16 protein-coding genes are annotated in these 16,028 nt (G+C 48.7%); 4 read left to right on the top strand and 12 right to left on the bottom strand.

The window, feature by feature from the left end; genetic code table 11:
* Nucleotides 1–114 precede the first annotated feature (114 nt).
* The 3 genes from P8P30_03035 to P8P30_03025 are packed head-to-tail and all read left to right on the top strand — an operon-like array spanning nt 115 to nt 2,376.
* Complete coding sequence (locus P8P30_03035) at nt 115–735, top strand: superoxide dismutase (GenBank protein ID MDG1286522.1); 621 nt, start codon at nt 115–117, stop codon at nt 733–735.
* Nucleotides 710–1,348 (top strand): COQ9 family protein, encoded by a 639-nt coding sequence (locus P8P30_03030; GenBank protein MDG1286521.1) that lies wholly within the window; start codon nt 710–712, stop codon nt 1,346–1,348. The genes P8P30_03035 and P8P30_03030 overlap by 26 nt, the downstream gene beginning before the upstream one ends.
* Nucleotides 1,348–2,376 (top strand): metal-dependent hydrolase, encoded by a 1,029-nt coding sequence (locus P8P30_03025; GenBank protein MDG1286520.1) that lies wholly within the window; start codon nt 1,348–1,350, stop codon nt 2,374–2,376. The genes P8P30_03030 and P8P30_03025 overlap by 1 nt, the downstream gene beginning before the upstream one ends.
* Here P8P30_03025 and lpdA read toward each other — a convergent pair.
* The 10 genes from lpdA to P8P30_02975 all read right to left on the bottom strand — a co-directional run bounded on the left by lpdA (nt 2,373) and on the right by P8P30_02975 (nt 12,832).
* Complete coding sequence (gene lpdA, locus P8P30_03020; protein ID MDG1286519.1) at nt 2,373–3,773, bottom strand: dihydrolipoyl dehydrogenase; 1,401 nt, start codon at nt 3,771–3,773, stop codon at nt 2,373–2,375. The two genes, P8P30_03025 and lpdA, sit on opposite strands and share 4 nt — an antisense overlap.
* 5 nt (nt 3,774–3,778) lie before the next feature.
* Nucleotides 3,779–5,062, bottom strand: a complete 1,284-nt coding sequence (locus P8P30_03015; GenBank protein MDG1286518.1) for a pyruvate dehydrogenase complex dihydrolipoamide acetyltransferase — start codon at nt 5,060–5,062, stop codon at nt 3,779–3,781.
* Nucleotides 5,063–5,076: 14 nt separating this feature from the next.
* Complete coding sequence (locus tag P8P30_03010; GenBank protein ID MDG1286517.1) at nt 5,077–6,084, bottom strand: pyruvate dehydrogenase complex E1 component subunit beta; 1,008 nt, start codon at nt 6,082–6,084, stop codon at nt 5,077–5,079.
* Nucleotides 6,081–7,103, bottom strand: a complete 1,023-nt coding sequence (gene pdhA / locus P8P30_03005) for a pyruvate dehydrogenase (acetyl-transferring) E1 component subunit alpha (GenBank protein MDG1286516.1) — start codon at nt 7,101–7,103, stop codon at nt 6,081–6,083. Before pdhA ends, P8P30_03010 begins: the two co-directional genes overlap by 4 nt.
* 93 nt (nt 7,104–7,196) lie before the next feature.
* Nucleotides 7,197–7,475, bottom strand: coding sequence for a septum formation initiator family protein (locus P8P30_03000; protein MDG1286515.1), 279 nt, complete (start codon nt 7,473–7,475; stop codon nt 7,197–7,199).
* A gap of 265 nt (nt 7,476–7,740) precedes the next feature.
* Complete coding sequence (gene eno, locus P8P30_02995; GenBank protein MDG1286514.1) at nt 7,741–9,000, bottom strand: phosphopyruvate hydratase; 1,260 nt, start codon at nt 8,998–9,000, stop codon at nt 7,741–7,743.
* Nucleotides 9,001–9,010: 10 nt separating this feature from the next.
* Nucleotides 9,011–9,847, bottom strand: coding sequence for a 3-deoxy-8-phosphooctulonate synthase (gene kdsA, locus P8P30_02990; GenBank protein MDG1286513.1), 837 nt, complete (start codon nt 9,845–9,847; stop codon nt 9,011–9,013).
* Nucleotides 9,848–9,975: 128 nt separating this feature from the next.
* A complete protein-coding gene (locus P8P30_02985; GenBank protein ID MDG1286512.1) occupies nt 9,976–10,392 on the bottom strand; it encodes a PTS sugar transporter subunit IIA in 417 nt (138 codons plus the stop codon).
* 162 nt (nt 10,393–10,554) lie between these two features.
* Entirely contained in the window at nt 10,555–11,151 is a 597-nt protein-coding gene (raiA, locus tag P8P30_02980) for a ribosome-associated translation inhibitor RaiA (protein ID MDG1286511.1), read from the bottom strand.
* A gap of 103 nt (nt 11,152–11,254) precedes the next feature.
* Complete coding sequence (locus P8P30_02975) at nt 11,255–12,832, bottom strand: CpaF family protein (protein ID MDG1286510.1); 1,578 nt, start codon at nt 12,830–12,832, stop codon at nt 11,255–11,257.
* Between the two features lie 379 nt (nt 12,833–13,211).
* Between P8P30_02975 and P8P30_02970 the strand changes: the two genes are divergently transcribed.
* Nucleotides 13,212–13,712: a hypothetical protein gene (locus P8P30_02970; protein ID MDG1286509.1), complete on the top strand. Its 501-nt coding sequence runs from the start codon at nt 13,212–13,214 to the stop codon at nt 13,710–13,712.
* Between the two features lie 88 nt (nt 13,713–13,800).
* Here P8P30_02970 and rpoN read toward each other — a convergent pair whose 3' ends face one another.
* Nucleotides 13,801–15,258: an RNA polymerase factor sigma-54 gene (gene rpoN, locus P8P30_02965; protein MDG1286508.1), complete on the bottom strand. Its 1,458-nt coding sequence runs from the start codon at nt 15,256–15,258 to the stop codon at nt 13,801–13,803.
* Nucleotides 15,258–16,019, bottom strand: coding sequence for an LPS export ABC transporter ATP-binding protein (lptB, locus tag P8P30_02960; GenBank protein MDG1286507.1), 762 nt, complete (start codon nt 16,017–16,019; stop codon nt 15,258–15,260). The genes rpoN and lptB overlap by 1 nt, the downstream gene beginning before the upstream one ends.
* Nucleotides 16,020–16,028: the final 9 nt, after the last annotated feature.

Below are 16,028 nucleotides of genomic sequence, written 5' to 3'. Positions count from 1 at the left end.
TAACTATTTATTAACTACATCTCCAATTACACCTAAAAGCAACGTAAGCCTTATTGATTCTTACGCGCACCTGCCCTATCCTGCTTGCATCATATAACAAACGGAGAGACCAACATGGCTTTTGAACTACCCGCACTTCCTTACGCACAAGATGCGCTAGAACCGCATATCTCAGCAAATACGCTCAGCTTCCACCACGGCAAACACCACAATGCTTACGTGACGAAGCTAAATGAATTGATCGCCGGCACTGACCTTGAAGGCAAATCGCTTGAAGAAATCATCATGATCGCTTCGAAAGCTGAGCCTAAATCAGGCCTCTTCAACAATGCGGCGCAAGTCTGGAACCACACATTCTATTGGAACAGCATGACGCCCAATGGCGGCGGCACTCCATCCGGTGAACTTGCTGACCAAATCACGGCTGATTTCGGTTCGTTTGAAGAATTTTCAACACAGTTTAAAGCAGCCGGTGGCGGACGTTTCGGTTCAGGCTGGGCATGGCTTGTGTTGGATGCTTCAGGCAAATTGAAAGTCACCAAAACACTCAATGCTGACCTTCCAATGACACATGGCGAAACCGCACTCCTCACCATGGATGTGTGGGAGCACGCTTATTACCTCGATTACCAAAACCGCCGTCCTGACTATATGGGCGACTTCCTTGGTAAATTGGTGAATTGGAACTTTGTGGCCGAAAATTTCGCTCATGCCAAACAAGCAAAAGCAGCCTAACCCACTAGACTCACAGCGCGAGGCGGTCGTCATGGCCGCCTTGCCGCATGTGGTGTTTGACGGTTGGTCAGACATCTCGCTGCAACGTGCCGCGACTGAATGCGGTATTGATGCCGATTTACTCCCCCTCCTCTTCCCTAAAGGCGCACTTGATGCGATCGCCTTCCATAGTCGCTGGGCTGATAACGCCGTGACTGAAGCACTCAGTAAAGATAAAGCCTTCGCCAAAATGCCCGTACCGGTTAAAATTCGTACTGGAATCTTAAAGCGCTTTGAACTCGTCGCAGACCAAAAAGAGGCCGTACGCAAAAGCCTCTCACTTTTGTCGATGCCACTTAACGCGGCGCTTAGTTTGAAACTGCTACACGAAACTTGCGATAGCCTCTGGCAATTAGCCGGAGACGAAGCGACCGATTTCAACTGGTATACCAAACGCATCACCCTCGCCGGGGTTTACAGTTCCACGCTCTATTACTGGCTAAATGATGAATCGAAAAATTCCACTAATACTGCCGCCTTCCTTGATCGGCGCTTAAATAACGTCCGTGTTTTCGGTAAATGGAAAGCAGAATGCCAAGGTTGGTTTAGTAAATTAGGAATGAAACACGCCTAATGGATCCCTTAAGCCAAGCCGTGACGGGCGCTGCCCTCGCCGGAATTTTCTGTAAAAAACCCAAAATACGCGCTGCTTTGCTGCTCGGTGCGTGCGCCGGTATGGCCCCGGATTTAGACATCTTCATCCGCTCTGTTACGGACCCGCTGATGGCACTCGAATATCACCGCCACTTCACGCACTCGCTGGCCTTCTCACCCATTGGCGGATTGCTCGTCGCCACGGTTTTTTGGCTATTACCATGGATACGGAAGCATTTAAGCTTCAAACAAACGTGGTTATTTAGCTTTTTAGGCGTCGTCACTCATGGTGCGCTCGATTCCTGCACCGGCTATGGCACACACCTACTCTGGCCTTTCAGCAATCTGCGCGAGAGCTGGAATATTATCGGCATCATCGACCCATTCTATACGCTTCCAGCGCTCGGCCTAGTCATTGCCGCATCAATTCGTAAAAGCTGGGATAATGCGATGGCCGCAACCCTTTGGATGTGTGCCTATCTCATGCTAGGCACTTGGCAGCACCATCGCGCCACGAACATCGCCACAGAATGGCTGGATCAACAATCCACAGAATACACAAAACTGACACTGCGCCCAACCATTGGCAACCTATGGCTCTGGCGGATTTTATACCGTGACGTAACAACGAACCGCTGGCAAACCAACGCGCTGCACATTCCTTATTGGTCAGGCAAAGTAAGTATCAAACGCGGTGCAAGCGCGACCATACTAAGCAAAGATATTTTTGAAGACTATCCCAAGGATAGCGTGGCTGGCGCTGATTTACGTCGTTTTGAATTCTTCTCTGCGGATTATTTAAGCCGCCATGACCGCCCTGATGGCACCTATTATATCGGCGATATCCGCTACAGCATGACGCCTAATAGCGCGCAACCTCTATGGGGTATAGAGATGCCGAAGAATGACGATCAACACGTCATCCGCCACGCAAGTTTACGCAAAAAAGCGAATTGGGAGTATGTGCTTAAGCAGTTAAAAGGCGAAAACTTTACGCCCATCAACTAAATATGCAGCGCCTTGTCATAAGCATCTAGAACCGACTCATGCATCATCTCAGACAGTGTTGGATGCGGGAAGATGGTATGCATCAAGTCCGCCTCAGTCGCTTCCATTTGGCGAGCAAGCACATAACCTTGAATCATCTCCGTTACTTCCGCGCCGACCATATGCGCGCCGAGTAGCTCGCCGCTTTTCGCATCAAAGATCGTTTTAACGAAACCTTCTGTTTCGCCGAGCGCAATCGCCTTACCATTACCCATGAACGGGAATTTTCCCACTTTTACGTCATGGCCGGCTTCTTTGGCTTTCGCCTCCGTCAGGCCAACACTGGCAATTTGCGGGCGGCAATACGTACAGCCCGGGATATTGTCTTTGCGCATCGGATGCGGATGTTTACCCGCAATCGCTTCTGCACAAATCACGCCTTCATGGCTGGCTTTATGCGCGAGCCACGGAGCCCCTGCAACATCGCCAATCGCCCAAACGCCAGGCTCGCCCGTAGCGCCGAACTCGTCGGTCAAAATCTGGTTACGTTCCACCTTCACTTGCGTGCCATCAAGATTGAGGCCCTCCGTGTTGCCAACGATACCCACGGCAGAAATCACCGTATCAAATTCTTGTTTCGTTTCCTTGCCATCCGCGCCTTTAATCGTCGCGATGACGGTACCATTTTTCTTGTCCAACGCCGTCACTTGCGTGTTGGTGAGCACCTTCATGCCTTGGCTTTCAAATGACTTTTGTACGAAGCTTGAAATTTCCGCATCTTCGACCGGAACAATACGATCCATCAACTCACAAAGCGTCACTTCCGAACCCATATTCAGGTAGAAGCTCGCAAATTCCGAACCAATCGCGCCAGAACCCACCACAAGCATTTTCTTCGGCATACGTTTAGGCAGCAACGCTTCTTTATACGTCCAAATCGATTCACCATCCGGCTCAAAACCCGGAAGCACACGTGCACGTGCACCCGTTGCGAGGATGATATTATCTGCTTTCAACTCGCCACTTTTCTTGCCCTCTTTATCGTAAAGGCCCACCGTGCCTTTACGGCTGAGCTTACCATGCGCCATGTGAACATCGATTTTATGCTTCTTCATCAACATGCTAATGCCTTTAGTCAATTGACCGGACACATCACGCGAACGCTTCACAATCGCCTCAAAATCAAACGTAGGTTTCTCCGCCGAGAGGCCAAACTCTTCCAAATTATGCAAAAGGTGATTAATCTCACTTGATCGCAACAGCGCCTTAGTCGGAATACAGCCCCAATTCAGACAAATTCCGCCCATATGTTCACGCTCTACCACAGTCACCTTCAAGCCCAACTGCGCCCCACGAATCGCCGCGACATAGCCCCCTGGGCCACCGCCGATGATGATGATGTCATATTTATCAGCCATGCTTATTACCCCACCAACAATGCTGGATTTTCGATGTAATGTTTGAAGATTTGTAGCCATTCTGCGCCGAGAACGCCGTCTACTGAGCGGTGATCGACGGAGAGAGTCACGGTCATTACCGTGATTTCATCGACCACGCCATCACGCAATAAGGTGAGTTTTTTCTCGCCTGCGCCGACCGCTAGAATGCAGCTTTGTGGCGGATTGATAATGGCAGAGAAGCTCTTAATGCCGAACATTCCAAGGTTCGAAACGGAGAACCCGCCACCTTGATATTCTTCAGGTTGGAGCTTGCCGTCACGCGCTTTTTTCGCCAGAGATTTCATCTCCGTTGAGATTTGCGCGAGAGATTTTTGATCCGCATTTTGGATGATTGGCGTAATCAAACCGCCATCCGTTGAAACAGCAACTGAGACATCAATATCATTATAATAGACAATCGCATCATCATACCAGCTCGCATTCGCTTCTGGCTTATCGCGCAGGGCTAAGGCGGAGGCTTTGATGACCAAATCATTGACCGATATTTTGTAATCAGGCTTGCCCTTATCATCCATTGGCGCACCGCTATTGAGCTGCGCCCGCGTATCGAGCAGTTTATCCAATTCGCACTCAATGCTGAGATAGAAATGCGGAATAGTTTGCTTGGCTTCCAACAGACGCTTGGCGATGGTTTTACGCATGCCGTTATTTTCTTGTTTTGAGAATGGCACACCATCACGCGTCACATGGCCCGAAACCGAACCATATTTAAGGAAGTTTTCAACATCTTCCTTCACGACACGACCCGCAGGGCCCGTGCCTTTGACCTTCTCCAGAATCACGCCCTTTTCTTTGGCCATGCGCTTCGCAACCGGCGATGCCGTCACGTCACGATTCACGGCAGGAACATCACTTGGCAAATCAGGAGCTTTTGTGGGTTGATAGCCCATCACAACACCAGCAGGTGCAGCGGCGGCGGCGGGCGCATCACCCGATGCATCTTCTACCACTTCGGCTTTTGGCTCTTCTTTCGGCTTCCATGCATCAATGGCGGCTTTATCTTCGCCCTCTTCCAAAAGCAAGGCGATGCATTTATTGACGGCGACCATTTCAGTGCCTTCAGCCACGATAATTTTACCGAGCGTACCTTCATCGACCGCTTCTACTTCCATAGTCGCTTTATCGGTTTCGATTTCGGCAATCACATCACCTGCGGCAACGGTATCGCCTTCTTTTTTCGTCCATTTTGCAAGCGTACCTTCGGTCATGGTCGGTGAAAGGGCTGGCATTAAAATTTCAATTGGCATGTCTAATCCTATTATTAAGCAGCGTTTTTATTTCGGAAGCAGGTGCGTTTGGCCGCTTCAACAATATCTTCAATTTGCGGGAGAGCGAGTTTCTCTAAGTTAGCCGCATAAGGTAATGGCACATCTTTACCATGCACACGCTCAACCGGCGCATCAAGGTAATCAAAGCAATCTTCCATCGCCAGCGCGCACATTTCAGAGCCGATACCCGCGAACGGCCACCCCTCTTCCACTGACACAAAACGACCCGTTTTACGAACGGAATCAATGATCGTTTGCTTATCCAACGGGCGGATGGTGCGAAGGTCAATCACTTCTGCGTCAATGCCTTGCTTGGCGAGCTCATCAGCCGCTTTTAGCGCCATGCCGACTTGCAGTGAGAATGCCGTAATCGTCACATCCCGACCTTTACGAAGCACGGCTGCTTTACCGATAGGTAACACAAAATCATCACCATCAGGCACATCAAAGCTTTCGCCATAAACCATCTCATTTTCCAAGAAAATAACCGGATTCGGGTTACGGATAGCAGCTTTCATTAAGCCTTTAGCAGAAGCTGCATCGTAAGGAGCAATCACAATCAGCCCAGGAACATGCGCGTACCAGCTGGCATATTCTTGAGAATGCTGCGCGCCGACACGGCTTGCCGCGCCATTAGGCCCACGGAACACCATTTGGCATTTCACTTGTCCACCCGACATATAAAGCGTTTTCGCCGCTGAATTAATGATTTGATCAATCGCCTGCATGCCGAAATTCCATGTCATAAATTCGACAATCGGTTTCATACCTGCCATCGCAGCACCCACCGCGATACCTGCGAAACCATGCTCAGTAATCGGCGTATCAATCACGCGCTTATCACCAAATTCTTCGAGCAAGCCTTCAGATACTTTATAAGCGCCTTGATATTCGGCCACTTCTTCACCCATCAAGAAAACTTCGTCGTCGCGGCGCATTTCTTCGGCCATCGCATCACGCAAGGCTACACGAACGGTGGTCGATGTCGTTTTTTGAGTCATGACGCGTCTTCCTGTAAAATATCGGTCCAAAGTTCGGATGGATCCGGCTCTGGGCTAGCTTTTGCGAATTCATCCGCTTCTTTCACGATTGCCTTGATGCTCGTTTCGATCGGCTTCAGCTCATCTTCGCTGATGATACCCGCCTCAAGCGCACGCGTTTTCAAGCTCGCAATCGGATCGTGGTTTACTTTATAATCTTCAACTTCATCTTTGGTACGATACTTTGCCGGGTCCGACATAGAGTGACCGCGATAACGATAAGTTTTCATCTCGAGAATATAGGGCTTACCCGAACGCACATGATCAACAGCGATTTTACCTTTTTCGATCACGTCCAGCACGTCCATACCGTTAGCCTGTCCACCTTCGATACCGAAGGGCTCGCCACGACGATAAAGCGCTGGAGTCGCGGTTGAGCGCTTCACAGACGTTCCCATCGCATATTCATTATTTTCGATAATGAACAGCACGGGCAAGTTCCAAAGCGCGGCCATATTCATCGCCTCATACACTTGGCCTTGGTTCGATGCACCATCACCAAAGTAGCAAAGGTTGATGCCGCCATCTTTGCGATATTTATGCGCGAAAGCCAAACCGGAACCGAGCGGCACATTCGCGCCAACAATCCCGTGACCGCCCCAAAAATTATTCTCCGCAGAGAACATATGCATAGAGCCACCCTTACCCTTAGAATAGCCGCCTTCGCGGCCCGTCAACTCAGCCATAACGCCTTTCGGGTCCATATCACAGGCTAGCATGTGGGCATGGTCGCGGTAGGTCGTAATCACCGAGTCTTTACGCGTAATCAGCGTTTCCATGCCGGTCACAACCGCTTCTTGTCCGATATAAAGGTGACAGAATCCACCAATTAATCCCATCCCATAAAGCTGGCCGGCTTTTTCCTCAAAACGACGGATAAGCAGCATCGTGCGATACAGGTCAAGCACTTCAGCCTTAGGCGGGAATGGAGCATTATGTTTTGAATCTGCAAAAGCAGTGTTAGAAGATGACTTAGCCATAAAATCCCTATTCAAATGATGGAGCGTTTTTAGCGGATACAGCCTCACGGTGCAAGCGACTTCGCCCTAAAAAGGTTGTGCAGCGCAACATGATCAGCCCTCAACAGGCAACAAATAAATCAATTCCTGCGGATCGGTAAAGCCGAGCACGCGGCGCGCTTGCTCATCCAGCAGATCAAGATCCAGCATTTCGCCGCTAATCATACTGACACGATGCTCTATTTTAGCACGCTGAGCCTGAAGGTCAGCAAGGATAACCGTATTGAAACTCTCACGCTTCTGCTCTTTAAGCAAAGCATACACCCCGTGATTCCCGTTAAGTGCATGAAACACCAGATACAGCATCACAAAGCCAATAAGCAAAGAACTCATGAGGCTTTTATAAGGGATATATTGTTTTTTACGTATGCCTGCTCGCATCTAAAAAACTTAACCCGCGCAAACACCCGATGCAAGCGGTGACGACTTGTGGATAAGTTTTCCTTAGAGAGTGCACCAAAGGTGTTTCAAGATAAGCACAGCTCCGTCATTGCAGGGAGGCCTTAGGCCGAATCCCTTGAGGTGGGGCTTTTCGCTTTTTACGCCCTCTTCACACCAGCAATAAATGGGTAATGGCGGATGGATATTACAGTGACACCTAAAGCCCGTAAATGCCTTGCTCGCCCAGCTCTTCTTCAATACGCAACAGCTCATTATACTTCGCCAAACGATCCGAACGCGAAAGCGATCCCGTTTTAATTTGGCCGCAATTGGTTGCCACAGCTAAATGCGCAATCGTATTATCTTCCGTCTCGCCTGAGCGATGCGACATCACACATTTATAACCGCCACGATGAGCCATATCGACAGCTTCGAGCGTTTCGGTCAATGTACCAATCTGATTCACTTTAACCAAGAGCGCGTTGGCGAGATGTTTGCTCATCCCCTCCGCAAGAATATTCGGATTAGTCACGAATAGATCATCGCCTACAAGCTGAACTTTACCGCCTAACGCATTGGTAAGGTTAGCCCACCCCTCCCAATCATCTTCCGCCATACCATCTTCAATCGAGAAGATCGGATAGGCTTCAACCAGCTTGGCATATTCCTGAATCAACTCGTCAGAGCTGAGCACGCGCCCCTCGCCTTCCAGATGATATTTTCCGCCTTTATAGAATTCGCTTGAGGCTACATCGAGTGCTAGTTGCACTTGTGTGCCTGGCTGATAACCCGCCTTTTCGACTGCTTCCAATACGATGTCCATCGCTTCATTAGTCGAGGCAATCTCCGGTGCAAAACCACCTTCATCACCCACGGCTGTGCTCAAACCTTTATCGGCGAGCAATTTCTTGAGGGCATGGAAAATCTCGCACCCCCATTGAATCGCCTCTGATTCTGAAGAAGCACCGACCGGCATCACCATAAATTCCTGAAAATCGATCGGGTTATTCGCATGTGCGCCGCCATTGATAATATTCATCATCGGCACCGGAAGTTTACACGCTTGCGTACCGCCCACATAACGGTAAAGCGGTAACGCCATCGCATCCGCCGCCGCTTTAGCCACCGCCAAAGAAACACCCAGCATCGCATTCGCCCCAAGACGGCTCTTATTTTCTGTGCCATCCATTTCAATCAGGATTTCATCAATCAGGCGCTGCTCAGTAACATCGAAACCGACAAGCGCTTCTGCGATTTCTGTATTCACCCCGTAAACGGCTTGCAACACGCCTCTGCCTAAATAACGGCTCTCATCACCATCGCGCAACTCAATCGCCTCGCGCGCGCCCGTCGAAGCACCTGATGGCACCGCCGCACGGCCAAACGCACCATCTTCGGTGAGCACTTCAACTTCAACCGTTGGATTCCCACGAGAATCAATAATTTCACGGCCATGGATATCGAGAATACGGTTCATTTGGAAGTCCTTACGATTTAATAATTGAGTCTATTTCTTGCAAACGCTTGAGCGTTTCTTCCATCTCATCAAGGCGCATCATGCAAGGGCCATCGGATGGTGCATTATCGGGATCTTCATGCGTTTCCATGAACAGTGCTGCAACGCCGACTGCCACTGCAGCACGTGCGAGCACTGGCACAAATTCGCGTTGACCGCCTGATGCTCCACCAAGGCCACCGGGCTGCTGCACCGAGTGCGTCGCATCAAACACGACAGGACAACCGGTTGAAGCCATAATCGGCAATGCGCGCATATCAGACACAAGTGTGTTATAACCAAAGCTAGCACCACGCTCGGTCAGCATGATCTTTTTATTGCCAAAATGATCGAGTTTGTCGACGATATTCTTCGCATCCCAAGGCGCCAAGAACTGGCCTTTTTTCACATTGATAACCTTCCCTGTATCAGCCGCCGCTTTGAGCAAGTCCGTCTGACGGCATAAGAATGCCGGAATTTGCAGAATATCGACCACTTCGCCCATGCCCGTCGCTTGCTCCGCATCGTGAACATCAGTCAGCACTGGGCAATCGAAGGTGTTGCGAATCTCTTCGAACACCGGCGTCGCACCATCAAGGCCAATACCGCGTTGCGCGGTTGCCGAAGTACGATTCGCTTTATCAAATGAGGTTTTAAAGATCAGGCCAATATTCAACCTGCCACAGATTTCAGCGAGTTTCTCCGCCACCATCATCGCATGATCGCGAGATTCCATCTGGCAGGGACCCGCAATCAGCGAGAAAGGCTTGTTGTTACTAATCGTTACATTGCGGATGCGTATTTCACGCTGGGATACAGTATCATTCATAGGCCGCAAGATGCGATTTTACGCCTCAAAAAGCAAGCAAAATAGCTCTCGTAAATCACGTCATTCTGTAAAATTCCGTAGCATTTGCGCAGAACCTTTGGTTCATTCTGCCACAGGCTGTCGAAAACTTAGCTGGCCTTGCACTGTGGCTCCAGCAACTGAGTGGCGATATTGATATATTTTTGCCCGGCTTCTTGTGCGGCGATAGCGCATTCGTTCAAAGACGAATCCTGACGCTTCGACAATAGCTTCACAAGCATTGGCAAATTCACGCCCGAAATCACTTCGACCCTCGGCATGCTTAGCAATGACATGGCAAGACTTGAGGCTAAACCGCCGAACATATCGGTCAGGATAATCACGCCCTTGCCCGTATTCACACGGTTAATCGTCTGCACCAACTCCTCGCGGCGTTGCTCGATACGGTCGTCAGATTTAAGTGATAAGGTTTCAACTTGGCGCTGCTCGCCAACGACATGTTCTGCAGATTCCACAAAGGCACTCGCTAGATTGCCATGTGTTACGATAACGATTCCAATCATCATCTTCTCCCCGTTTCGAATTTAAACTCAACTCTTTTTCGGTTGATAAGTTCACTCTAACAGAATTCACTCAAAAGCCAATTGATTGCCGGGGATTTACCCAAAATGAAACGCCTTGCCAACTAAAAGATGACAAGGCGCAACAATTTTCTCTTTTTGGGACAGTTAAGCCGCTTTACCGTTCTTCTGTTTTGAGGGATCAATCCACGCGATATTACCATCTTCACGACGATAAAGCATATTGAGTTGACCATTCGCAGCATTGGTAAAGACGAGCGCTGGAAGTTCGCCCAAATCCATACGCATCACCGCTTCACTTACGGTTAACGTATTAATATCCATAGCTGTTTCTGCAATAACTAACGCATCAGATTGATCATCCTCAGGCGCTTCTTCATGCTTACTAGAATCCAACGTATATTGCACCGTGGAGAAATCGATCACATCTGATTCGACCTTTTTATGGTGATTTGTCATACGGCGCTTGTAACGACGCAGTTGCTTTTCAGCTTTTTCCGTTGCGAGTTCAAATGCAGCGTAAATGTCAGGTGATCGGCCCGTACTTTTTACGACAATTTTAGAGGCAGTGCCTGGGTTTGCATGAATTTTTACATCAAATAGATGCGCTTCTTTCGATACGGTCACATCGGCAGATACGATTCTGTCAAGATACTTACCTAATCCGTCGTGAAGTCTTTCTTGGGCGTGGGTTTGAAAGGCTTCGCCGATATCGACACCTTTACCTGATACGCTAATTTCCATGGGTCAATCTCCTCTTTAATTACCTCTTCAATATAGCGGATTCCTGCGGGTTTGAGAACCTATTTTAATCAAAAAAAAGTGAATATTTTAGTTGACGAGAAAGCTATTGCCTAATCGGAATTTTCACCCCTAATGCGGCTTCCATTTGTGGTAGCAAACCATAATAAGCAATACGGCGAACACAGCGTGGCATAATACCTGCCCATTTAAAGTCCCCGATAATCTTACCATTTTCATCTTCGCCTGATGACTTAAACACGAACAGGTCATTCATCGTAATCGTATCGCCCTCCATGCCAATAATCTCTGTCACATGGGTGATCCGACGCAGACCATCACGTTGACGACTCACTTGCACAATCAACTGCAGGGCCGAAGCAATTTGATAACGCACCGCGCCAATTGGAATATTCATATCCGCCATACTAACCATATTCTCGACACGAGAGAGTGCATCACGCGGATGGTTAGCGTGGACAGTCGTAAGTGACCCTTCATGACCAGTATTCATTGCTTGCATCATATCGAATGCTTCCTCGCCACGAACCTCACCTACAATAATACGATCAGGACGCATACGTAGTGCATTCTTCACTAAGTCACGCATCGTCACTTCTGCTTCCTGATGCGCTCTTGAGGCTGCAGGGCGTGTTTCCAGGCGCACCAAGTCAACATGATCGAGCTTTAATTCCGCCGCATCCTCAATAGTCACCAGACGCTCTTCTTGCGAAATATGGCGCGAAATTGCGTTAAGCAACGTCGTTTTACCAGAACCGGTACCGCCCGAAATCAATACATTCATGCGGCAGGCACCCACAATTTTCAGAAACTCACCCAGCGCGGAGGACATATTATTCTGGCCGATCATATCGTCGAGCGAGATCAATCTCTTCGAGAATTTACGAATCGAAATAGAGGTGCCATCCACAGCCAAAGGCGGACAGATAATATTTACACGAGAACCATCCGCCAAACGCGCATCCAATAAGGGGCGGAACGGGTTAATTTCACGGCCAATTCCCTTGGCGATACGGTGCGCGATGCGCAATACTTCATCTTCACCGGAGAGGGTAACATCCGTTTTTTCCAGCTTACCAAAGCGCTCAATAAACACTTCTTTATGGCCATTAATCAGAATATCGTTGATCTCTTCATCATGCATAAGCGGAGTAATTGCACCCAGATCCGCCATTTTCCCGAGAAAATCACCGGTCAGAATATTACGTTCTTTCTCGATAATATCGAGCTCACTTTGGTTCGAACGGTGCTGAATTTCTAATAACTCCGTCTGGCGTTCCATCGCTTTGGCCATCGCAGCAAAGGCATTCACCGCATTGCCGCCCATTTGAACATCCGAACCCTCGGCAAATGCCTCACCGGTATGTTCACGTTCTTCTGAGGTGTCATTCGCCGCATCTGCTGGCTTGAAGATCGTTTCGAGCTGCGTTTTATCAATCGGTGAAACTTTGACGATGCCTTTAGCAAACGCGCTGTAAGGCGCAGGCCCGCCGTTGAGGACAATCTCTTCGCCCAGCAACTCGCCTTCGCCCAACTGACGCTGCGCTGCACCGTCCACGCGGATTTCAATTTCACCCGCATCAATACGCCATGCCACAAAGGCAGCTTCATGTTGCAAGATAAGCGGGTCGCCCGAAGCGAAACGGTATTTTCCTAGATCCATAAATTACACCCTAGCTCCTATCAATTAAGAATTCGTTACAATAAATAAAATTCCTAATATTTCCACCCTCACGTCTTCACCCTGTCATTCTGAAGGAGTTTTTACGACTGAAAAATCTTAAAATCCGTCGCTTCACTCAGGATGACAGGCGCCAAAGCTCGAACAGGCAAATATGACAATCGCGTGACATTCACCCGCCAGCAATTGCTCTCTCTCTTAGGTTTTGGTACTATATGCCAATTTTTTGGCTTACCCACTTTTTATTATTGAGTCTTCATACATGTTAGTATCGACCCATTCCTCCCGCTTACGCCTGAGGAATGCCACTAGAAATTTTCAGAATTTTTTAAATTTATTTTTTTAAATTAAATAATAAATCATGAAACGAATATCGTTTTTATTTATCATTCCAATTGCAGTTAGTGTTTTTTCCTGTCGAGGAGATAAGACTCCTCCTGCAGAAAAGAAGTATGAGGCATCAGACCCATACAGAACATTTTCCACTAACCATTGCGATAACATTATTACTATAGATATTGCTGTGCTGGGGCAATATGCGGCAGAACCTTTGGATTTCACAGGCCGCGATGGAAGTACCCCTTTAAAACCATCTATCTTCGCGAGCGAAGTGATAGTAGAAAATTTTACTACTACAAACATTAGCATTACCTTTGAAATGGTAGTGCATTTTACTAACTTCAAATCCCGAAAATTCTTCTACGAAGGGGTGCTGGATGCAGATGTTGGCTCTTCAAAAACCAACAGAATTCTCCTATACTCTCCCACCAAGGGCAATTGGAACCTCAGCATCTACCCACTTCCAGGTTGTGGAATCACCACCGGAATGCTCGATAAAACCCCTGAGGTAGAAATCCTCTAGGAGTCCAAAAGGACAAAAAAATAGATTCAGTAAAGTGGATAACCAAAAAATTACCTCCCCAGACAGCAGTCGGGGAGGTTTTTCTTTTTTACAATTGCTGTTTGAACGTTCTTTTGCGCTGTGCGGATGAGGGGAGATTCATAATATCTCGGTATTTCGCCACGGTACGGCGGGCTACTTTTATGCCTTGATCGTCGAGTGCGGCCGCCAGCGCCTCATCGGAATGCACCGACTTCGCATCGGTTTCACCATCCACCAGTTTCTGAATCATATGCTGCACAGCTTTGCTGGAAATATCATCGCCGCCAAAGCTGCTGCCAATGGAAGAGGTGAAAAAATATTTCAGCTCATACAGCGCGCCGCCATAAGATACGTATTTATTGCTCGTAATACGGCTGATGGTGCTCTCATGCATTTCAATCGCATCTGCCACTTCCTTGAGCGTCAGTGGCTTAAGATAGCGTACCCCATGCAGCAAAAAGCGAGATTGTTGCTTCACAATTTCACGTGTCGCCTTCAGCATCGTATGCGCCCGCTGGTCGAGCGATTTGACCAACCAGTTCGCATGAGTCAGTTGCTCGCCTAGATAGGTTTTTTCTTCCTTATCGCGCGTTGAACCGGAAAGGCGCGTATAATAATCATTATTCACCAGCACTTTAGGCAAGGCGCCAGGATTCAACTCAATCTCCCAGTCCTCCCCCTGACGTCGCACAAATACATCTGGCTGCACGGCTGCAGTTTCCTCAAAATCAAACGCAAAACCGGGTTTTGGATTAAGCTCGCGCAACTCAGCCACCATCTCCTGCAGCTCATCGCGCGGCACACCACAGGCTTTTTGCAATGCCTTAAAATCTGCCTTGCCGAGCAATTCGAGATTCTCGACTAAAGCCTGCATCGACTCGGTCAGCTCGCCCATATCTTCTAGTTGCAGCGCCATACATTCAGCCACGCTTCGCGCGCAAAGTCCTGCTGGTTCCGCTTCTTGCAGCAACTTAACCACCGCTTCCAATTGCTTTTTGGAACATTTTAGAATCTCAAGAAGCTCCGTATAATGCTCTGGCAAATAGCCTGAAGACTGCACCATATCGATCAAGTGCATCCCGATAAGGCGCTGCACCATATCATCGGTTGAGCAATTCAGATGTTCGACGAGATAATCACGCAAGGATGGCTTCTCATGCGCCATTTTCTCAATCAAATTTTCACCCTCGCCGCTATAGCTACTCGTGCCGGAGGTGGGCGTATATTCGGGTGCTGAACGTTCCGCACGGTCAGAAAACTCCTCGGTCGCCACCGGTGTATCCGCTATGGTCTCTGATTTATCAAAATCAATCTCTGAGGTCGCTTCTTCTCGTTTTTCTTCCTGCGGATCATCTGATTTATTTTCGGTTTCCTGCAGAAGTGGATTTTTCTCCATCTCCTCCTGAACGAAACTTTCAAGATCAGCCGCAGAGAGCTGTAATAGTTTGATTGATTGTTGGAGCTGCTGGGTCATCACCAGCGTTTGCTGTTGGCGCTGCTGCAGACTCTGCGACGGCCCCGCCATTAGATACTAAAGGATTCGCCCAGATAGACGCGGCGAACATCCGTATTATTAACGATTTCATCGGGCGCGCCCTCCATCAGAACCGAACCTTCATGGATGATGTAAGCCCGATCAATAATCTCGAGCGTTTCGCGCACATTATGCTCCGTAATCAACACGCCAAGCCCACGATCTTTCAGATGTGCCACTAACTCACGAATCTCCGACACCGCGATCGGGTCAATCCCCGCCAATGGCTCATCGAGCAGAATAAAGCTTGGCTTCGAAGCCAAGGCACGTGCGATCTCAACACGGCGACGCTCACCACCAGACAGAGCAATAGCAGGCGTCGTGCGCAAATGCGTAATCGAAAACTCGGCCAATAACTCATCGAGAATTACTTGGCGATTTTCCCGTGTTTTCTCAGTCACCTCAAGCACGGCCATGATATTTTGTTCGACCGTTAACCCACGAAAGATCGAAGCTTCTTGCGGCAAATAGCCGATGCCAATGCGCGCACGCGAATACATAGGAAGCGGCGTAATATCCGTTCCATCCAGCGTAATTTTACCATAATCTGGGCGGATAAGGCCGGTAATCATATAGAAACAAGTCGTCTTACCGGCACCGTTAGGGCCTAAAAGGCCGACCGCTTCACCCCGACGAACCGTGAGTGAAATATCACGCACCACAGGGCGCTTTGCATAGCTCTTACCCAGATGCTGAATTTCTAATCCTGCGCTCGTTTCAACCAGCTCAGGCCCTTTTCGTATCGTATCCATAAGGAGACA

It is taken from the genome of Rickettsiales bacterium, assembly GCA_029252805.1.
In the GTDB taxonomy this organism is placed as follows: Bacteria; Pseudomonadota; Alphaproteobacteria; order Rickettsiales; family JALZUV01; genus JALZUV01.
This window is presented reverse-complemented; position numbering and strand designations above follow the sequence as displayed.

What these genes read in the sequence shown, in the direction of transcription:
- P8P30_03035 (MDG1286522.1), top strand. Translation starts at nt 115, where the DNA reads ATGGCTTTTGAACTACCCGCACTTCCTTACGCACAAGATGCGCTAGAA.
- P8P30_03030 (MDG1286521.1), top strand. Translation starts at nt 710, where the DNA reads ATGCCAAACAAGCAAAAGCAGCCTAACCCACTAGACTCACAGCGCGAG.
- P8P30_03025 (MDG1286520.1), top strand. Translation starts at nt 1,348, where the DNA reads ATGGATCCCTTAAGCCAAGCCGTGACGGGCGCTGCCCTCGCCGGAATT.
- lpdA (MDG1286519.1), bottom strand. Translation starts at nt 3,773, where the DNA reads ATGGCTGATAAATATGACATCATCATCATCGGCGGTGGCCCAGGGGGC.
- P8P30_03015 (MDG1286518.1), bottom strand. Translation starts at nt 5,062, where the DNA reads ATGCCAATTGAAATTTTAATGCCAGCCCTTTCACCGACCATGACCGAA.
- P8P30_03010 (MDG1286517.1), bottom strand. Translation starts at nt 6,084, where the DNA reads ATGACTCAAAAAACGACATCGACCACCGTTCGTGTAGCCTTGCGTGAT.
- pdhA (MDG1286516.1), bottom strand. Translation starts at nt 7,103, where the DNA reads ATGGCTAAGTCATCTTCTAACACTGCTTTTGCAGATTCAAAACATAAT.
- P8P30_03000 (MDG1286515.1), bottom strand. Translation starts at nt 7,475, where the DNA reads ATGAGTTCTTTGCTTATTGGCTTTGTGATGCTGTATCTGGTGTTTCAT.
- eno (MDG1286514.1), bottom strand. Translation starts at nt 9,000, where the DNA reads ATGAACCGTATTCTCGATATCCATGGCCGTGAAATTATTGATTCTCGT.
- kdsA (MDG1286513.1), bottom strand. Translation starts at nt 9,847, where the DNA reads ATGAATGATACTGTATCCCAGCGTGAAATACGCATCCGCAATGTAACG.
- P8P30_02985 (MDG1286512.1), bottom strand. Translation starts at nt 10,392, where the DNA reads ATGATGATTGGAATCGTTATCGTAACACATGGCAATCTAGCGAGTGCC.
- raiA (MDG1286511.1), bottom strand. Translation starts at nt 11,151, where the DNA reads ATGGAAATTAGCGTATCAGGTAAAGGTGTCGATATCGGCGAAGCCTTT.
- P8P30_02975 (MDG1286510.1), bottom strand. Translation starts at nt 12,832, where the DNA reads ATGGATCTAGGAAAATACCGTTTCGCTTCGGGCGACCCGCTTATCTTG.
- P8P30_02970 (MDG1286509.1), top strand. Translation starts at nt 13,212, where the DNA reads ATGAAACGAATATCGTTTTTATTTATCATTCCAATTGCAGTTAGTGTT.
- rpoN (MDG1286508.1), bottom strand. Translation starts at nt 15,258, where the DNA reads ATGGCGGGGCCGTCGCAGAGTCTGCAGCAGCGCCAACAGCAAACGCTG.
- lptB (MDG1286507.1), bottom strand. Translation starts at nt 16,019, where the DNA reads ATGGATACGATACGAAAAGGGCCTGAGCTGGTTGAAACGAGCGCAGGA.